General features: G+C 73.4%; 20 protein-coding genes. 2 read left to right on the top strand and 18 right to left on the bottom strand.

Annotated features, from left to right (window positions below; translation table 11 throughout):
* Positions 1–266 (bottom strand): Hpt domain-containing protein (locus tag EV699_RS15965; RefSeq protein WP_207923019.1); only part of this gene is annotated, 266 nt, incomplete at its 3' end.
* Positions 267–469: 203 nt separating this feature from the next.
* Between EV699_RS15965 and EV699_RS15960 the strand changes: the two genes are divergently transcribed.
* Positions 470–1,111: a ParA family protein gene (locus EV699_RS15960; protein ID WP_132544585.1), complete on the top strand. Its 642-nt coding sequence runs from the start codon at positions 470–472 to the stop codon at positions 1,109–1,111.
* A gap of 64 nt (positions 1,112–1,175) precedes the next feature.
* Positions 1,176–2,708 (top strand): TAXI family TRAP transporter solute-binding subunit, encoded by a 1,533-nt coding sequence (locus EV699_RS15955; protein WP_132544583.1) that lies wholly within the window; start codon positions 1,176–1,178, stop codon positions 2,706–2,708.
* A 14-nt stretch (positions 2,709–2,722) separates the two neighbouring features.
* On the opposite strand, the gene EV699_RS15950 is transcribed toward EV699_RS15955, so the two are convergent.
* From EV699_RS15950 to EV699_RS15870, 17 genes are all read right to left on the bottom strand, one after another.
* A complete protein-coding gene (locus EV699_RS15950) occupies positions 2,723–3,805 on the bottom strand; it encodes a hypothetical protein (RefSeq protein ID WP_132544581.1) in 1,083 nt (360 codons plus the stop codon).
* A gap of 111 nt (positions 3,806–3,916) precedes the next feature.
* Positions 3,917–4,828, bottom strand: coding sequence for a transglycosylase SLT domain-containing protein (locus tag EV699_RS15945; protein WP_132544579.1), 912 nt, complete (start codon positions 4,826–4,828; stop codon positions 3,917–3,919).
* 102 nt (positions 4,829–4,930) lie between these two features.
* On the bottom strand, positions 4,931–5,359 hold the full coding sequence (locus EV699_RS15940; RefSeq protein ID WP_132544577.1) for a DUF2802 domain-containing protein: 429 nt from the start codon (positions 5,357–5,359) through the stop codon (positions 4,931–4,933).
* An 8-nt stretch (positions 5,360–5,367) separates the two neighbouring features.
* Positions 5,368–6,303: a flagellar motor protein MotD gene (motD, locus tag EV699_RS15935; protein WP_132544575.1), complete on the bottom strand. Its 936-nt coding sequence runs from the start codon at positions 6,301–6,303 to the stop codon at positions 5,368–5,370.
* Positions 6,304–6,311: 8 nt separating this feature from the next.
* Positions 6,312–7,055: a flagellar motor protein gene (locus EV699_RS15930; RefSeq protein WP_132544573.1), complete on the bottom strand. Its 744-nt coding sequence runs from the start codon at positions 7,053–7,055 to the stop codon at positions 6,312–6,314.
* A gap of 30 nt (positions 7,056–7,085) precedes the next feature.
* Positions 7,086–7,811 (bottom strand): RNA polymerase sigma factor FliA, encoded by a 726-nt coding sequence (locus tag EV699_RS15925; RefSeq protein WP_132544571.1) that lies wholly within the window; start codon positions 7,809–7,811, stop codon positions 7,086–7,088.
* Positions 7,812–7,815: 4 nt separating this feature from the next.
* Complete coding sequence (locus tag EV699_RS15920) at positions 7,816–8,700, bottom strand: MinD/ParA family protein (RefSeq protein ID WP_132544569.1); 885 nt, start codon at positions 8,698–8,700, stop codon at positions 7,816–7,818.
* Positions 8,687–10,003: a flagellar biosynthesis GTPase FlhF gene (flhF, locus tag EV699_RS15915; protein ID WP_132544567.1), complete on the bottom strand. Its 1,317-nt coding sequence runs from the start codon at positions 10,001–10,003 to the stop codon at positions 8,687–8,689. Before flhF ends, EV699_RS15920 begins: the two co-directional genes overlap by 14 nt.
* 39 nt (positions 10,004–10,042) lie before the next feature.
* Entirely contained in the window at positions 10,043–12,139 is a 2,097-nt protein-coding gene (gene flhA / locus EV699_RS15910) for a flagellar biosynthesis protein FlhA (protein ID WP_132544565.1), read from the bottom strand.
* Between the two features lies 1 nt (position 12,140).
* Positions 12,141–13,265 carry a flagellar biosynthesis protein FlhB gene (gene flhB / locus EV699_RS15905; RefSeq protein WP_165904172.1) on the bottom strand — a complete coding sequence of 375 codons (1,125 nt, stop codon included), beginning with the start codon at positions 13,263–13,265 and terminating at the stop codon, positions 12,141–12,143.
* 1 nt (position 13,266) lies between these two features.
* A complete protein-coding gene (gene fliR, locus EV699_RS15900) occupies positions 13,267–14,058 on the bottom strand; it encodes a flagellar biosynthetic protein FliR (RefSeq protein ID WP_132544561.1) in 792 nt (263 codons plus the stop codon).
* A 7-nt stretch (positions 14,059–14,065) separates the two neighbouring features.
* On the bottom strand, positions 14,066–14,335 hold the full coding sequence (fliQ, locus tag EV699_RS15895; RefSeq protein WP_132544559.1) for a flagellar biosynthesis protein FliQ: 270 nt from the start codon (positions 14,333–14,335) through the stop codon (positions 14,066–14,068).
* A complete protein-coding gene (gene fliP, locus EV699_RS15890) occupies positions 14,332–15,087 on the bottom strand; it encodes a flagellar type III secretion system pore protein FliP (protein ID WP_243662703.1) in 756 nt (251 codons plus the stop codon). The genes fliQ and fliP overlap by 4 nt, the downstream gene beginning before the upstream one ends.
* On the bottom strand, positions 15,080–15,526 hold the full coding sequence (locus EV699_RS15885; RefSeq protein WP_243662702.1) for a FliO/MopB family protein: 447 nt from the start codon (positions 15,524–15,526) through the stop codon (positions 15,080–15,082). Before EV699_RS15885 ends, fliP begins: the two co-directional genes overlap by 8 nt.
* A complete protein-coding gene (gene fliN, locus EV699_RS15880; protein WP_132544557.1) occupies positions 15,523–15,906 on the bottom strand; it encodes a flagellar motor switch protein FliN in 384 nt (127 codons plus the stop codon). Before fliN ends, EV699_RS15885 begins: the two co-directional genes overlap by 4 nt.
* A complete protein-coding gene (locus EV699_RS15875) occupies positions 15,903–16,919 on the bottom strand; it encodes a flagellar motor switch protein FliM (protein ID WP_132544556.1) in 1,017 nt (338 codons plus the stop codon). Before EV699_RS15875 ends, fliN begins: the two co-directional genes overlap by 4 nt.
* A gap of 4 nt (positions 16,920–16,923) precedes the next feature.
* Entirely contained in the window at positions 16,924–17,466 is a 543-nt protein-coding gene (locus tag EV699_RS15870) for a flagellar basal body-associated FliL family protein (RefSeq protein ID WP_132544554.1), read from the bottom strand.
* Positions 17,467–17,553: the final 87 nt, after the last annotated feature.

Raw genomic sequence — 17,553 nt, 5'->3', positions numbered from 1 at the left:
GCCGTGGTGCGCTCGGGGGTCAGCCGGATCTCCCCGTCGCGCAGCTTCGACAGCAGGTTCTCCCCCGCATGCGCGACCTTCTCCAGCCGCCCGAATCCCAGGAAGCCGCAGGTGCCCTTGATCGTGTGGATGGTGCGAAAGATGCTCGCGAGCGTGTCGCGATCGTCCGGAGCCGTCTCCAGCGCCACCAGTTCGTTGTCGAGACGGTCGAGGTTTTCGTTACTCTCAGCGAGAAACTCCCGAACGATGTCGTCTAAGTCGTCCATTGCCTTGCGGTCCCTGGGGGCTGACGGGGAGGCGACCGGCGCGTGGCGGCGCCGCAAACCTCGCCGAGTGTAGCCGCTCGGACACAATCCGCCATGCACGGCAGCACCTGCGCCGGACGGCGCTTGCCAGACGCCATGCCGGGAGCGTATACGGCGGATCGACCGTGGGCGCGCGGCGATCCAGGCCCCGAGGCGTACTCCCCATGCAGACCATCGTCATCGCCAATCCCAAGGGCGGTTCGGGCAAGACCACGCTGGCGATCAACCTGGCCGGCTACTTCGCCCGCCGCGGGCTGCGCACGGGCCTCTACGACCTCGACCGGCAGCGCTCCACGCTGCGCTGGCTGGCGCGCCGCCCGCACGAACTGCCAACCATCGTCGGCATCGACGCCCACGCCAGCGACACGCTCGAAGCCGCCGACGGCATCGAGCTCGCGGTGGTCGACGCGCCCGCGGGCCTGCGCGGCGACCGCCTGAAGGAGGTCGTGCGCCAGGCCGACCGCGTGCTGGTGCCGGTGCACCCCTCGCCGCTCGACATGGAGGCCGCCGACGACTTCCTCGGCCTGCTCGCCGACATGAAACGCGTGCGCAAGGGGCGCTGCATGCCCGCGCTGCTCGGCAGCCGCGTCAATGCCCGTGCGCTCTCCACCCAGCAGCTCGACACCTTCTTCCGCCAGTTCGAGCTGCCGGTGCTGGCGATGATCCGCGAGACCCAGCTCTACGTGCAGATGGCGCTGTCCGGCACCACCCTGTTCGACCTGCCGCCGCACCGCGCGGCGCGCGACCTCGCCGACTGGCAGCCGCTGCTCGACTGGCTCGAACGCCCGCCGGCGCTCATCGACTGACAACGACAGGCGACACGCCGCACCCCGCGGCCGTGCGCCCACCGCCCCCGAGGAGATCCCCCTGATGTCGCGCCCGCTGCGAAGCCTCCTGCTGAGCCTGCTGCTGCTGCTCGCGTGGGACCCCGGCTTCGCCGCGACGAAATCCGCACGCCGCGCCGAGCCCGCGCCCAGCGGGCCCGAGCTGGTGGGGGTGATCGGCGGCGGCATCGCCGGCACCTATGCCCGGCTCGCCGCCGACCTCGCCGTGGTGCTCGACGACGACAGCGTGCGCGTGCTGCCGGTGCTCGGGCGCGGCTCGGTGCAGAACCTGCGCGACCTCGCCGCGGTGCGCGGCATCGACGTGGCCTTCGTGCAGCTCGACGTGCTCGACGCGCTGAAGGGCGAGCCGGGGTTCACCGACCTCGACCGCCGCATCCAGTACATCGCCAAGCTGCACAACGAGGAGTTCCACCTGCTCGTGCGCGGCCACGTCAACCGCCTGAGCGACCTCACCGGGCTCAAGGTGAACTTCGACCTCGCCGACAGCGGCACCGCGCTGACCGCCCGGCGCGTGTTCGAGCGCCTCGGCCTGCGCGTGGAAGCCACCTACTACGACCAGGTCAGCGCGCTCGACAAGCTCAAGAGCGGCGAGATCAGCGGGCTCGCCTACGTCGCCGGCAAGCCCGTCGCGCTGTTCCAGCGCGTGCGCCCCGAGGACGACCTGCACTTCCTGCCGCTGGCCTACACGCCCGAGCTGCAGCCGAGCTACCTGCCCGCCAAGCTCACCAAGGCCGACTACCCCAACCTGATCGCCAGCGGCGAGGAAATCGCCACCCTCGCCGTGGGCGCGGCGCTGGTGACCCAGGCGCCGACGCGCAAGTCGCCGACGCCGCAGCGGGTGACGCGCTTCGTCGAGCACCTGTTCGAGCGCTTCGACGCCCTGCGCCAGCCCGGCCGCCACCCGAAGTGGCGCGAGGTCAGCCTGCTCGCCCAGGCCCCCGGCTGGACCCGCCTCGCCGCCGCGGAAAACTGGCTGAAGGCCAACCCGGACAAGGTCAAGGCCTACGTCGAGCCGCGGCCGGCGGCGCCGAAACCCGAGCCCGCCAAGCCCGAGGCGCGCCCCGAAGCCACCACGCCGCAGCCACCGGCGAAGCCCGAAGCCCCGGCACCGAAGCCCGAAGCGCGCCCGGAAGCGGGCAAGACCGAGGGCAAACCCGAGGCGACGAACGGCGAGCGCCCGGGCGCCAAGCCCGAGGCCCGGCCGCCGGAACCGCGCCCGGAACCGCCCAAGCCCGAAGCGCGGCCCGAACCCGCGCCGGAAACGGCGAAACCCGAAGCCAGGCCGGAGCCGCGCCCCGAGAGCGCCAAGCCGGAAGGAAAACCGGAAACACGCCCCGAAGCCGCCCGGCCGGAGGCGAAACCTGCCACCGAGGCGCCGCGGCCGGAGCCGAAGCCGGCCGACAAGGCCGAGAGCAAGCCCGACGCAGCCAGGCCCGACGCCGGTACGGCGGCGCCGGCGGCCGCACCGGGCGCTACCGAGCCCCGCCCCGACACCCCGCCCGCTGCACCGGCTGCGCCGGCCGGCGAGGCGCCGCGCCCGGCGACCACGCCCCCGTAAGCGGCAGCCGCGCGTCAGTGCTCGCGCGGCCGGTTCAGCAGGTTTTCGAGCTGCGCGCGCTGCGTCGTGTCGAAGTCGGGGTGGCGTGCCAGCCAGTCGCGCAGCGCCGCCAGACCCGCGTCGGCGTCGGCGAGCCCGGCCTGGCGCGCCTTCAGATACCACTCGGCGGCACGCAGCGGTTCGGGCTCGATCCCGCCGGGGCCGCGCTCGCCCAAGCGCACCGGGTCGTAGCTCGCTGCGAGCTCCAGCATCGCGGCGCCATCCCCCTGCGCCGCCGCCGCTTCCAGGTACAAGCGCGCCGCGGCGACATCGCCGAGCCCGAAGGCGCGGCGGGCGTTGTCGAGCAGGTCGGTGGGCGCCGGCCGAGTCTCGGCCGCCGGCGCGGGCGGCGGTGGTGGCGGTGCCGGCGGCGCCCCGACCAGGTCGGCTGTCGGCGCGGCGGCAGGTGGCGGGGGCGGCGGCAGCACGGCGACCTCGAGCGCAGCATCGGGGCCGCCCGGATCGGCGCCGGGGCCACGCGGGCGGGTGCGGATCAGCAGGGTCATCGAGCCGCTGGTCGCCGCGCGCAGGGTCAGCCCCTCCAGCCGGTCGGCCGGCAGCAGCCAGCGCCCCTTGTCGTCGCGCTCCCCGGCGGACAGGCTCGCGTCCATCGGCAGGCCGCCGATGACCAGCAGCAGGGCCTCCGGGCGGGCGGCATCCCGCAACGCGATCTGCAGCGGGATGTCGCTGCCCTGCTGGCCCCGCGCGGGTGACGTCAGCACGGTGACGCTGGCGGGCGCGGCCGCCGGGGTCGCCCCGGCTGCGGCCGGCGCCGGTGCGGCAGTCGGGGCGGGCGCCTCGGGCGCGGCGTTGCGCAGGGCCATCGGCGGCTTCAGCACCTCGACGTCGGCGGCGCCGGGATAGCGGCGGGTGCCGATGCCGAAGCGCACCTGGAGGTCGGCGACCCAGTCCTCGAGCGCCATCCGCAGCCGGTGCCGGCGCCCTTCGTCGGCAAGGTAGAACGCAGCCACCAGGACCAGCGACACCCCGACCAGCCGACGCCACGTCAGCAGGCGTGGCTGGGCCCTGGGTGCGGAAACGGCGGGGCGAGGCGACATGATCCGATACCTGGCGCGAAGGCGCGTGAGTGCGGGCGGCGGCAGAGTGTAGTCACTCGCCCGCGCCGGCGACAGGCACGGCCCCCGGACACCGCCGGGGCGGACGGGGAATCAGCGCGGCGCCGGATTGGCGACGAGGGCGACCAGCGGGGACGGCGCGACGACGGCCGCCACCGGCGGATGCGTGGTCTTGCCGTAGGCCTGGGTGATGCGGGCGACGTAGGCCTGGGTCTCCGGGTAGGGCGGGATGCCGCGGTAGCGCTCGACGGCGTTCTCGCCGGCGTTGTAGCCGGCGAGCGCGAGCTGCACGTCGCCCTGGAAGAACGCGAGCAGCCAGCGCAGGTAGGCCATGCCGCCGCGCAGGTTCTGCTGCGGATCGAAGGCATCCTCGACGCCGAAGCGCTCGGCGGTCTCGGGGATGAGCTGCATCAGGCCCATCGCGTTCTTCGGCGAGTTCGCCTGGGTCTGGAAGTTCGACTCGGCGGCGATCACCGCGAGCACGAGCTCCGGGTCGAGCTGGTACTGCGGCGCCAGCGCATACACCCACTCCACCACCTGGCGCCGCTCCGGGCTGGTGCCGGGGTCGAGGCGGGGCAGCGCCCGCGCCACCAGCGCCGTCGCCCCGGCCTGCCCCACGCACGCGGCCGGCCGAGCCCGCACGCCGCGCAGCAGCTCGAGCATGCGCCGCGACGGCGCGTCGCCCTGCTGCGCGGCGAGCCGGAACCAGGCCGCGGCGAGGGCGTCGTCGCGGGCGACGCCGCGGCCGTTGGCATAGAGCCAGCCGAGCTGGTACTGCGCTTCCACCGCGCCGCGCCGCGCCGCCGCGCAGTAAAGCTCGATGGCCCGGTCGAAGTCGCGCTTGACCCCCTCGCCGTGTTCATAGCGCGCCGCCCACTCCAGCTGTCGTGCCGGCGCGGCGGCCGTGAGCTGCTTCCAGCTCGGCGCGGCGGGCTCCGCCTGGGCAGCGGCGGCGGCGGCCAGCGTCGCGATGAACAGCAGACGGGATCGGAGCATCGACATCATGGAGCTCATGCGCAGGGGGAGCCGCGATGGTACCCGCGCGTGCGCGCAGCGCTCCACCGGCGTAACAGGCTGCCACAGCCGCGCGGCAGCGCCGCGGCCGGCTCAGCTCCCGGCATGCTGCCGCTCGTCACGCGGACCGTGCAGCCGCAGCACCAGTTCCGCCTCGCCGCGCCCGAGGCCGCACAGCTCCACCAGTTCGTCCGCGCTGCAGCCGCGCGCGGCGAGGCGCGTGGCGATCTCGTAGCCGCGCCGCTCGCTGTCGCCGCGCCCGCCGCTCGCCTGCGCCCCGCGCTCCTGCTGGCGTTCGAGCAGTTCCTCGACCCGTGCCAGGCGCTGCCCGAGCACGCCGAGGGCCGCGGCGAGGCCGCGCATGTCCTGGCGCAGAGCCTCGATCTGCGGCGCCGGGTCGGGCGCCGCGGGAGGCGGCACGGCACGCAGGCGCCGATATACGTAGAGCGCGAGCAGCACCAGCAGCCCGTCGCTGACGAGCAGCACGACGAGCACGAGCGGAAATAGCGGCAGGGCGTCCACGGGTTCGCTCAGCCGGCCGGTGCCGCCGGCGTGGCGGTCTGCGTCTGCGGCGCCACCTGCACGCCCATGCGCGGATCGGGCTCGGCGACGACCACCAGCACCACGCGGCGGTTGCGCGTGCGCCCCTCGGCGGTGGCGTTGTCGGCGACCGGGCGGAACTCGCCGTAGCCGATCGCGGCCAGCCGCTGCGGTGCCACGCCGGCGTCGGCCAGCACCCGCACCACGCTCGCCGCGCGCCCCGCCGACAGCTCCCAGTTCGAGCGGAACACGGTGTTGCTGATCGGCAGGTTGTCGGTGAAGCCTTCGACCTGCACGCGGTTGGGAATGTCGCGGACCACGTCGGCGATGCGCCGCAGCGGCTCGGTGGCCTGCGGGTTGAGCACGGCGCTGCCGCTCGGGAACAGCAGGTTGTCCTTGATCTCGAGCTCCACCCAGTTCTTCTCGCGGTGCACGCTGACCTGGTCGAAGTGGATCAGGTCGGCCATCGATTCGCGCAGCGCGCGCTCCACCCGGGCGAGCGGATCCGCCGGCGCGGTCGGCGGTGGCGGTGGCGCCACGGTGACGGCCTGCGCCGGCGGCAGCTGCGACGGCACCCGCTCGGCATCGGGGGCGAACTGGCGGTCGATCACCGGGCGCACCTCGGGGTTGATCGGCGGCACCGGCAGCGGGCGCAGTTCGGGGGCGATCAGGTTGACGCGCCCCCCCGGATCGAGGTGCGTCGCGCGTCCGCCGTCGCCGAGCAGCGAGCTGCCGCCGCTGTGCCCGGGGGTGCGGAAGGCGGCGGTGAGGTTTTCCGACAGCACGCGGTACTTGCCGGCGTTGACCGACGAGATCGCGTACATCACGACGAAGAAGGCGAACAGCAGGGTGATGAAATCGGCGTACGACACCAGCCAGCGTTCGTGGGGAGACAGCTCGGGCGACTGGCGGCGGCGCGGACGCATGGCGGGGCTCACGATTGCAGGTAGCCGCGCAGGCGCAGCTCGATGTTGCGCGGGTTCTCGCCGCGGGCGATCGCCACCACGCCCTCCAGCAGCAGCTCGCTCGCCTGCGACTGGTGGCGGATCACCGCCTTGAGCTTGTTGGCCACCGGGATCAGCACCAGGTTGGCGAGCCCGACGCCGTACACGGTGGCGACGAAGGCCGCGGCGATGCCGCTGCCGAGGCGGGTCGGGTCGGCGAGGTTCTCCATCACCTGGATCAGCCCGAGTACGGCCCCGAGGATGCCGATGGTCGGCGCGTAGCCGCCCATGCTCTCGAACAGCCGCGCCGTGCGCAGCTCGAAGTCCTCGCGCGCGCCGAGCTCGATCTCCATCGCGTGGCGGATGTCCTCGGGCTCAGCGCCGTCGACCAGCATCTGCAGCGCCTTGGCGGCGAAGGGGTCGCGCTCGTGCTCGATCAGCCCTTCGAGCCCGAGCAGCCCCTCGCGGCGTGCCGTCACGCTCCAGTGCACGATCTTGGCGATCAGCGCGTCGAGCGGCACCCACGGTGGGCGCACCACCCAGCGCAGCCGCTGCATCGCGGCGCGGAACTCCGGCAGCGGCGACTGCACCAGGCTCGCCGCCAGCGTGCCGCCGATGACGATGGTGAAGGCCGAGGGGTTGAACAGCGAGCTGAGGTGGCCGCCTTCGAGCAGATGCCCACCGACCACCGCGATCAGCGCCAGCGCGAAGCCGACGAGGCTCAGCACGTCCATCGCCGCTCCCCGGCCGGCGCGCCCGCCACCTCAACCCCCGACCCGCGCGCGCAGCCGGGTGATCGCCTGCGCGTGCAGCTGGCACGCGCGCGACTCGCTGACGCCGAGCACCGCGCCGATCTCCTTCAGGTTCAGCCCCTCGTCGTAGTAGAGCGCGAGCACCAGGCGCTCGCGCTCGGGCAGCGCGTCGATCGAGGCGGCGACGCGGGTGAGCAGATCCTCGCGGGTCACGCGCTCCTCGGGCCCGGCGGCGGGCGACGCCAGCGTCGCGAACGCGTCGGCGCCGTCGCCGTCGTCGGCCTCGAGCGACAGCAGTTGCTGGCCGCGGGTGTCGGCCAGCGCATCGAAGTATTCGGCGAGCGTCATACCGAGCGCGCGGGCGATGTCGGCATCCTGCGCCTCGTGGCCGGTGTCGCGCTCGATCGCGCGGATCGCCGCGCCGATCGCGCGCGCCTGCCGGTGCACCGAGCGCGGCACCCAGTCGCCGCGGCGGATCTCGTCGAGCATCGCGCCGCGGATGCGCGCCTCGGCGAAGGTGGCGAAGCTCGCGCCCTGGGCGGCGTCGTAGCGGCGCGCGGCCTCGAGCAGGCCGACCATGCCGGCCTGGATCAGGTCGTCGACCTGCACGCTCGCCGGCAGCCGTGCCAGCAGGTGATAGGCGATGCGCCGCACCTGCGCGGCGTGGCGCAGCACCCGCGCCTCGACCGGCTCCTCGGCGCTGCGGCTGTACAGGGCGAGGTCGCGCATCGCGCTCATGCCGTCACCGTGCTTCGGCCGCCACCAGGCGTTCGAGGAAGAACTGCAGATGGCCGCTCGGCGCCGCCGGCAGCGGCCAGCGGTCCAGCCCCTCGGCGAGGCGTGCGAAGGCCAGCGCCGAGCGCGCGCCGGGAAAGGCCTCGAACACCGCCTGCTGCATCTGCACCGCCTTGCGCAGTTGCGGGTCCTCGGGGACCGCGCCCATGTAGTCGAGGGTGACGTCGAGGAAGCGGTCGCTGACCTTGACCAGCTTGTCGAACAGCTCGCGGCCCTCGCGCGGGCCGCCGACGCGGTTGGCGAGCACGTGGAAGCGCTGCACGCCGTAGTCGCGCGACAAGAGCTTGATCAGCGCGTAGGCGTCGGTGAGCGAGGCCGGCTCGTTGCACACCACCACCACCACCTCCTGCGAGGCGCGCGCGAAGGTGATGACGCTGTCGGAGATGCCGGCGGCGGAATCCACCAGCAGCACGTCGTAGTGGTCATCGAGCTCGCTGAAGGCACCGATCACCCCGGCATGCTCGGCGGGCGACAGCTCCGCCATGCGCTTGATGCCCGAGCTGGCGGGGATGATCTTGACGCCGAGCGGCGCGTCGAGCATCACCTCGGTCAGGGTGCGGACGCCGTCGAGCACGTCGGCGAGCGTGTACACCGGGTGCAGGCCGAGCAGCACGTCGACGTTGGCGAGCCCGAGGTCGGCGTCGAGCACCAGCACGCGGCGGCCCAGGTGCGCGAGCGCGAGCGCCAGGTTGACGGTGACGCTGGTCTTGCCGACGCCGCCCTTGCCGCTCGCCACGCAGACCACGCGCACCGGCCGCGGCCCCGTCGCCGGCCGGCGCAGCCCGGCGGCCTGTTCCCCGGCGCGCAAGGCCGTCGCATCAGACACAGGCATGGGCCACCCTCCTTCCAAAGGTCAGCATCAGCGCTTCCTCGCTCACCGCGCCGCCGCCGTCCGCGGCGGCGAGTTCCTCGGCACGCCGCAGCAGCCCCTCGACGCTCGCGGGCTGCAGGTCCTCGGGCACGCGCTGGCCATCGGCGACGTAGGCGAGTGGCAGACGGCGGTTGTACAACACCGACAGCACCCCGCCAAGCCGCCCGGTTTCGTCGACCTTGGTGAGAATGGCGCCGGCGAGCGCGGCCGGCGCGAACGCCGCCACCGCCTCGTCGATCGCGCCGGCCTGGGCGTTGGCGGCGGTCACCAGGTAGCTGCGCACCGCCGGCACCGTCTGCAGCACCGCGAGCTGCTGCGACAGGCGCAGGTCGCGCTGGCTCATGCCGGCGGTGTCGATCAGCACCAGCGCGCGATCGGCGAAATCGGCGAGCGCGCCGCGCAGTTCCACGGCGTCGGCCACCACGCGCACCGGCACGTCGAGGATCATGCCGAAGGTGCGCAACTGGTCGTAGGCGCCGATGCGGTAGCTGTCGGTGGTGATCATCGCCACGCGCCGCGGCCCGTGGCGCAGCGTGTAGCGCGCCGCCAGCTTGGCCACCGTGGTGGTCTTGCCGACGCCGGTCGGGCCGACCAGGGCCACGACGCCGCCGCCACCGAGGATGTCGTCGCCGGTGCTGGCGAGCCCGGCGGCGAGGCGCGCCAGCGCCGCGCGCCAAGCGCGTTCGGGCTCGGTCTCGGCGGCGGCGGCCTCGGTCAGCGCGAAGCACAGCTCGGCGTCGAGGCCGAGGTGCAGCAGGCGTTCGAGGAGCTTCATGCGCACCGGCTGGCGCCGCGCGCCCTGCCCCCAGGCGATGCTCGCCATCTGCTGTTCGAGCAGCTCGCGCAGCGCGCTGATCTCCTGCTGCATGCGCACGAGCATCGGGTCCTGCGGCCACGACACCCGCCCCGCGGCGCCGTTCGCCCGCCCGCCGGCCGGCGCCGCCGGGGGGGGCACCGGCGGCGCCGGCGGCAGTGCTGCTTGAACCTCCGCCGGCGGCGGCACGGGCTCGCTGCGTGCGGCGGCGGGCGCCTTCGCCGCCACCGGCGGCGACGGCGTGGACGGGGCCGGCGGCGCGGCCTCGGCCGCGGCGGCCGCGCGGGCCATGCCAGCGTAGGCGCGTTCGTCGTAATCGGTGGCGGCGACGATCTCGATGCCGTCCTCGAGCCGCCGGTTGGACAGGATCACCGCGTCGGGCCCCAGTTCCTCGCGCACGCGGCGCATGCCCTCGCGGATGTTCGCCGCAAAGATGCGTTTCAGCTTCATCGCCCTGCCCTCGCGGCCTGCGCCGCACCTGCACCCGGCTCAACGGCCGACGGTGGCCACCACCTTCAGCTTGCGGTCCTCGGGGACTTCGCCGAAGCCCAGCACGTGGAGATTGGGGATGCCGTGGCGCACGAAGCGCGCGAGCATCGTGCGCACCGCGTCGGACACCAGCAGCACGGCCGGCTGGCCGTTGACGTCCTGGCGCTGCGCGCTCTCGGCGAGTGACTTGTGCAGCCGCTCGGCGAGCCCGGGTTCGACCGGCGCCGGCCCCTCTCCACCGACCTGTACGGCCTTCTGCAGTATCTGTTCCAGTTTCGGGTCGAGCGTGATCACCGGCAGTTCGTCGGCCAAGCCGTTGATCGACTGGAGGATCTGCCGGCCGAGGCGGGCGCGCACCGCCGCCAGCAGCGCGTCGGGGTCCTGACTGCGCGGGGCGTGCTCCGCCAAAGTTTCGGCGATCGTGCGCATGTCGCGGATCGGCACGCGCTCGGCCAGCAGGCCCTGCAGCACCCGCACCACCATGCGCAGCGGCAGCGTCTTCGGCACCAGGTCCTGCACCACGCGCGGCGCGCTGCGGCCGAGGCGGTCGAGCAGCTCCTGCACCTCCTCGTGGCCGAGCAGCTCCGGTGCGTGGGTCGACAGCACGTGGTTGAGGTGGGTGGCGATCACCGTGGCGGCGTCGACCACGGTGTAGCCGAGCGTCTGCGCGGTCTCGCGCAGGCCGGGCTCGATCCACACCGCGGGCAGGCCGAAGGCCGGGTCGACGGTGGCGGTGCCCGGCAGTTCGCCGTGGACGTGGCCGGGGTTGATCGCCAGCTCGCGGTCGGGCAGCACCTCGGCCTGTGCCACCGTCACGCCGAGCAGCGAGATGCGGTAGGCGGTGGGGGCGAGATCGAGGTTGTCGCGGATGTGCACCGGCGACACCAGGAAGCCGAGCTCCTGCGAGAGCTTCTTGCGCACCCCCTTGATGCGCGCGAGGAGCTGGCCGTTCTGCGCCTTGTCGACCAGCGGGATCAGCCGGTAGCCGACCTCCATGCCGATGGTGTCGACCTGCGGCACGTCGTCCCAGGTGACGTCGCGCGGCTCGGTGGCGGCCGCCGCGGGCGCCTCGGCGGCAGCGCCCGCCGCCGCCGCCGGGTGCGGCGCGGCGGTGGCGGAACGCCGGGCGATGCGCCAGGCGAGCCAGCCGCCGGCACCGGCGAGCGACAGGAACACCAGGTTGGGCATGCCGGGGATCAGGCCGATCAGCCCGACCATGCCGGCGGCCACGCCGAGCGCGCGGCTCGAGCCGAACATCTGGCTCACCACCTGCTCGCCCATGTCGGCGGCGTTGGACTGGCGCGTGACCATGATCGCCGCCGCGGTCGACAGCAGCAGCGCCGGGATCTGCGCCACCAGGCCGTCGCCGATGGTCAGCAGCACGTAGTTCTGCGCCGCCTCGGCGAGCGCCAGGTCGTGCTGCAGCACGCCCACCGCGAGGCCGCCGAGGATGTTGATGAACAGGATCAGGATGCCGGCGATGGCGTCGCCGCGCACGAACTTGGAGGCACCGTCCATCGAGCCGTAGAAGTCGGCCTCCTGCACCACCTCGCCGCGGCGGCGCTTGGCCTCGACCTGGTCGATGATGCCGGCGTTGAGGTCGGCGTCGATCGCCATCTGCTTGCCGGGCATGGCGTCGAGGGTGAAGCGCGCGCTGACCTCCGACACCCGCCCCGCGCCCTTGGTGACCACGGCGAAATTGATGATCACCAGGATCGCGAAGACGATGATGCCGACGGTGTAGTTGCCGCCGACGACGAAATGCCCGAAGGCCTCGATGACCTTGCCGGCGGCGTCCGGGCCGCTGTGCCCGTGCAGCAGCACCACGCGCGTGGAGGCGACGTTGAGCGCCAGGCGCAGCAGCGTGGTCACCAGCAGCACGGTCGGGAAGGCGGCGAAGTCGAGCGGGCGCTGCGCGTACACCGCCGCCAGCAGCACCACCAGCGAGATCGCGATGTTGAAGGTGAAGAACACGTCGAGCAGGAACGGCGGCAGCGGGATGACCACCATCAGCAGGATGATCATCAGCAGCACCGGCGCGCCGAGGCCGCTGCGGGCGAGTCCGCTCAGCGTGTGGGTGAAGGCCGCGGCGTTCATCTCAGCCGGTCCGCAGGCCGGGCGGGATGTCGATGCCGTCGAGGCGGATCGGCGTGGCCGGCAGCGCGGCCTCGGCGCGCAACTGGTAGACGTAGGCGAGCACCTGCGCCACCGCCACGTACAGCGCCACCGGGATCGGCCGGTCGAGCCTGGCGTTGTAGTAGAGCGCGCGCGCGAGCAGCGGCGACTCGACGATGGCCACGCCGTGGGCGGCGGCGATCGCGCGGATGTGCAGCGCCACCGCGTCCACTCCGAGCGCCACCACCAGCGGCGCGGCCATCTGCGCCTGCTCGTAGCGCAGCGCCACCGCGTAGTGCGTGGGGTTGACCAGCACGGCGTCGGCGTGCGGCACCTTCTCCATCATCCGGCGGTTGGCGAACTCCATCTGCAGGCGGCGGATGCGGCCCTTGACCTCCGGGCGGCCATCCGACTCGCGCGCCTCGTCCTTGACCTCCTGCAGCGTCATGCGCAGCTTCTGGCCGTGCTGCCAGAGCTGGATCGGCACGTCGGCGGCGGCGACCAGCAGCGTCGGCAGCGCGAGCCACAGGAAGATCCAGCCGACCCGCTCGCCGGCATGGGCGAGCGCGCGCGGCAGCGGCTCGGCGCCGAGGCCGAGCAGCGCCGGCTCGTTGCGCCACAGCACGAACACCGCCACCGCGGCGATCACCGCGAACTTGGCGAGCGCCTTGGCGAGCTCGATCAGGCCGCGCGCCGAGAACACCCGGCCGAGCCCGGCGAGCGGATCGACCCGCTCCCACTTGAAGCCCATCGCCGCCGGGCTGAACTGCCAGCCGCCGAGCGCGAGCGGCGCGGCGACCGCGATCACCGTCAGCAGCAGCAGGAACGGCGTCAGCATGCCGAGCATCGCGCCGAGCGCCTGCGCCAGCGCGGCGTGCATCGCCTGCGGCTCGACGCCCTGGCGCGCGTCGAGCGTGAAGCTCGCGCGCATCAGCCCCAGCATCGCCTCGACCAGCCCGCCGCCGAAGGCGAGCGCCGCGCCGGCGCCGCCGATCAGCATCGCCGCGGTGGCGAGCTCGCGCGAGCGCGGCACCTCGCCCTGCTCGGCCGCCTCGCGCTGGCGTTTCGGGGTGGGTTGTTCGGTACGTTCCTGGAAATCGTCGGCCATCTCAGCCGCCCTCCCCGGCGGCGACGCCGGCGAGCGCCCCCGCCAGCGCGAAGGCATCCTCCAGCAGCAGCCGGAACTGCGGCAGCAGCGCCGGCAGGCTGTAGAGCAGGATGGCGAGGCCGAGCAGCAGCGTGACCGGCAGCCCCACCGCGAAGATGTTGAGCTGCGGCGCGGCGCGGCTCATCACGCCAAAGGCGAGGTTGACCACGGTCAGCGAGGCCATCGCCGGCAGCGCCACCAGCACCGCGCCGGCGAAGATCCGCGCACCGAACGCGGGCAGCGTGCGCAGCATCTCGCGGCTCAGCGCATCGGGCGCCACCGGCAGGGTGTGGAAGCTCTCCACCAGCATGCGCAGCAGGATCAGGTGACCGTCGAGGCCGAGGAAGATCAGCATGCCGAGCAGGTTGTAGAACGAGCCGAGCAGCGGCTGCTGCGCGCCGTTCTGCGGGTCCACCAGCGAGGCGAACGACAGCCCCATCTGCAGCGCGATCACCTGCCCGCCGGTTTCGAGCGCCGAGAACGCCACCCGCAGCGCGTAGCCCATGAACAGCCCGATCAGCACCTGCTGCACCGCGGTCAGCAGGCCCGCCGGCGACAGCGGCTCCAGCGCCGGCATCGGCGGCGCCAGCCCCGCGCACAGCGCCGACAGCACCAGCGCGGTCGCCGCGCGCACCCGCCGCGGCAGCATCCGCGAGCCCAGCACCGGCATCACCGACAGCGCCGCGCCGATGCGCAGCAGCGGCCACAGGAACTGCCCAAGCCAGGCCGCGAGCTGTGCCGAGGTCAGCGTCATGCGCGGCTCAGCCGATCAGTTGCGGGATGCTGTGGAACAGGCGCTCGGTGTAGTCCATCAGCGTCTGCAGCATCCACGGCCCGCCGAACACCAGCGCGGCCACCATCACCAGCAGCTTGGGCACGAAGGACAGCGTCAGTTCGTTGATCTGCGTCGCCGCCTGCAGCAGGCCGACGATCACGCCGACGACCAGGCCGACGGCGAGCAGCGGGGCGGCGAGCAGCACGGTGGTCTCGAGCGCCTGCTGGCCGATCGTGAGCACGGTCTCCGGGGTCATGGCGCCCCCGTGAAGCTCGCCGCCAGCGTGCTCATCACCAGCGGCCAGCCGTCGACCAGCACGAACAGCATGATCTTGAACGGGAACGAGATCACCAGCGGCGACAGCATCATCATCCCCATCGCCATCAGCACGCTCGACACCACGAGGTCGATGATCAGGAAGGGGATGAACAGCATGAAGCCGATCTGGAACGCGGTCTTCAGCTCGCTGGTGACGAAGGCCGGCACCAGCAGCGACAGCGGCACCTGCTCGGGCGACTCGAGCCCCTCGCGCCCCGACAGCCGCGTGAACAGCGCGAGGTCGGACTCGCGCGTCTGCGCCAGCATGAAGGCGGCGAGCGGCGCGCGCGCCTTGTCGAGCGCCTCGGGCGCGCTCAGGCGCTCCTCGAGGTAGGGCGCGAGCGCCTCGGTGTGGATGCGCTCGAACACCGGCGACATGATGAAGAAGGTCAGGAACAGCGCGAGGCCGATCAGCACCTGGTTGGACGGCGTCTGCATCGTGCCGATCGCCTGGCGCAGCAGTGCCAGCACGATGACGATGCGGGTGAAGGCCGTCATCATCAGCAGCACCGACGGCAGCAGCGTCAGCGCGGTCATCAGCGCGAGGATCTGCAGGCTCACCGACCATTCCTGGCCGCCGCCGGCCACCGGCGTCATCGTCACCGCCGGCAGCGCCGGGGCGGCCGCGGCGAGGCCGGGGAGCCACGCCGCCGCGAGCAGCAGGCCGGCGTGCACGTGCCGCTCAGCCACGGTTGCCGGGCCTCTGCCCGCGCAGGCCGTCGAGCGCGGCGCCGAACTCGCCGGGCGTCGGCCACTGCGCCGGCGCCGGCGCGCGGCGCTCTCCCTCCAGCACGTGCAGGCGCGTCACCATGCCCGGCGCCACCCCCACCAGCACGCGTTCGCCGTCGACCTCGACCAGCACGATGCGCTCGCGCGAGCCCACCACCAGGCTGCCGGCGACCCGTAGCGGCCCGCGCCCGGGGCCGAGCATCGGCAGCCGCCGCGCCAGCCAGCCGAGCACGACGATCAGCACCAGCACCGCCCCCAGGCCCAGCGCGAGCTGGCCGAAGCCGGGCAGCTCGGGGGCGGCGGCGTGCGGCACCGGCGCCGGCGGCGCGACCGCCTGCTGCGCGTGGAGCGCCAGCGGGGCGCCGAGCAGCGCGGCGGCAAGGACGGCGCGCGCGCTCACCGCAGCCTCTTGATGCGTTCTTCGGGGCTCGCGATCTCGGTGATGCGCACGCCGAAGCGATCGTTGACCACCACCACCTCGCCGCGCGCGATCAGGCAGCCGTTGACGAGGATGTCGAGCGGCTCGCCGGCCGGGCGGTCGAGGCGCACCACCGAGCCCTGGCCGAGCGCGAGCAGCTCGCGGATGCTCATGCGCGTGCGCCCGAGCTCCAGCGACAGCGTGACGGGGATGTCGAGCAGCACGTCGAGGCTCGCCACGCTCGCCGGCGCGGGCGCCGCTGCCGCTGCGGTGGCGGCGGGCTCGGCGTCGAAGTCCTGGCCGAGGGGGCTGACGGCGGCGACGTCCTCGGCCGCGGCTTCGGGCGATTCGGTTTCACTCATGGGCGTAGCCCTCGGTCGGTGGCGGGATCGGTGGCCGCGGCCAGGTCGAGCAGCCAGCGCTCGACGCGCAGCGAGCGCCAGCCCTTGGCGACGCCGAACGGCCCGCTCAGCACCGGCACGCCCTCGATTTCGAGGCACGCCTCGGCGGGGACGTCGCAGGGCACCACGTCGCCGACGCGCAGCGCCATCAGCTCGCGCAGGCTCAGGCCGACCTCGCCGAGCACCGCGCGCGCCTCGATGCGGCTCGCCTGCAGGCCGTCGCGCAGGCGCTGCGCGAGGCGCTCGTCGTGGCGCGGGTGCTCGCGGGCCAGCGTGGCGATCAGCTGCGCGCGCACGGTCTCGAACATCGCGCACGGCAGCGCGAGGTGGATCGCGCCGCGGGTGCCGTCGACCTCGGTCTCGAAGGTGGTGACGATCAGCGGCTCGGCGGGGTTGAGCGCGGTGACGAAGTGCGGGTTGCTCTCGGTGGCCGCCACCGCGAACGCGAGGCTCAGGAACGGCTTCCACGCCGCCAGCAGCGCGCGCGAGAACAGCCCCAGCAGGCGCTGGATCATGCGGCTCTCGGCGGCGGTGAAGTCGCGCCGGCCGTTGGGGCTGTAGATGGCGCCCTGGCCGCCGAAGTAGGCGCCGACCAGCGCGAACACCAGCGGCTGGTCGAACACCAGCAGGCCGGGCCCGATCAGCGGCGCGAGCCCGATCACGTGCGTGCTGCACGGCGCGCACAGGCTGCTGGCGAAGTCCTGGCACACCTGCACGTGCACCTCGCCGGTGGAGAACGCCACCTCGCGGCGCAGCAGTTCGTGGAAGCCGGTGGCGAGGTGGTGCAGCAGCCGCTGCTGCACCGTGGTCAGCGCCGGCAGGATGCCGGCGAGGGCGTTCTCCGGGCTCGCCAGGTCGTAGGGCAGCACCACGACGTCGGCGGCGTCGCCGCCGCCCGCGCCGGTGCGTCCGCCGGTGGCGGCCTCCATCAGCGCGTCGAGCTCGTCGGGCGTCAGCAGGCCTTCGGTGGACATGCGCTCACTGCATCACGAAGTTGGTGAAGTAGATCTCCTCGACGCCGGGCTGGCCGATCTCCTTGGTCAGCACCTTCTGGATGGTGTCGAGGGTGTCGGCGCGCAGCTTCTCGCGCCCCTCGGGCGAGGCCAGCGTCTGGAAGCTCTGGCGGCCGAACAGCATGATCAGGTTGTTGCGGATCTGCGGCGCGTTCTGGGTCACGGCCTCGAGGATCTTCTTGTCCCGCGCCATCGCCGACACGCTGATCTGCACGTAGCGCAGCTGGCCCTGGTCATCGATGCTCACCACGAAGGGCGGGTCGATCGCCAGGTACTGCGCCGGCCCGGAGGGCCTGGGCGCCGCCGCCGGCGCGAGCCCGCCGCCGTGGTCCTCGCCGCCGCCGTGGCCGAGCAGCTTGCCGAGCGCGCCGGTGAAGTACAGCGTCGCGCCGACCGCGCCCAGCACCAGCACCACGACGAGCACGACGAGCAGCACGATCTTGCCGGCGCCACCGCCCTTTGCCTTGGCCTCGCCGCCCTTGGGGTCTTCTTTCTTCGGTGTCGCCATGTTCCGGACATCCTGCGCAAGGGGCCGCTCCTGTTCTGCCCGGCACTGGCAGCAAGAAGCAAACCAATTCACCAAATCCTGCTGGAT

Origin of the sequence: Plasticicumulans lactativorans, assembly GCF_004341245.1 — a bacterium.
Classification (GTDB): Bacteria; Pseudomonadota; Gammaproteobacteria; order Competibacterales; family Competibacteraceae; genus Plasticicumulans_A; species Plasticicumulans_A lactativorans.
This window is presented reverse-complemented; position numbering and strand designations above follow the sequence as displayed.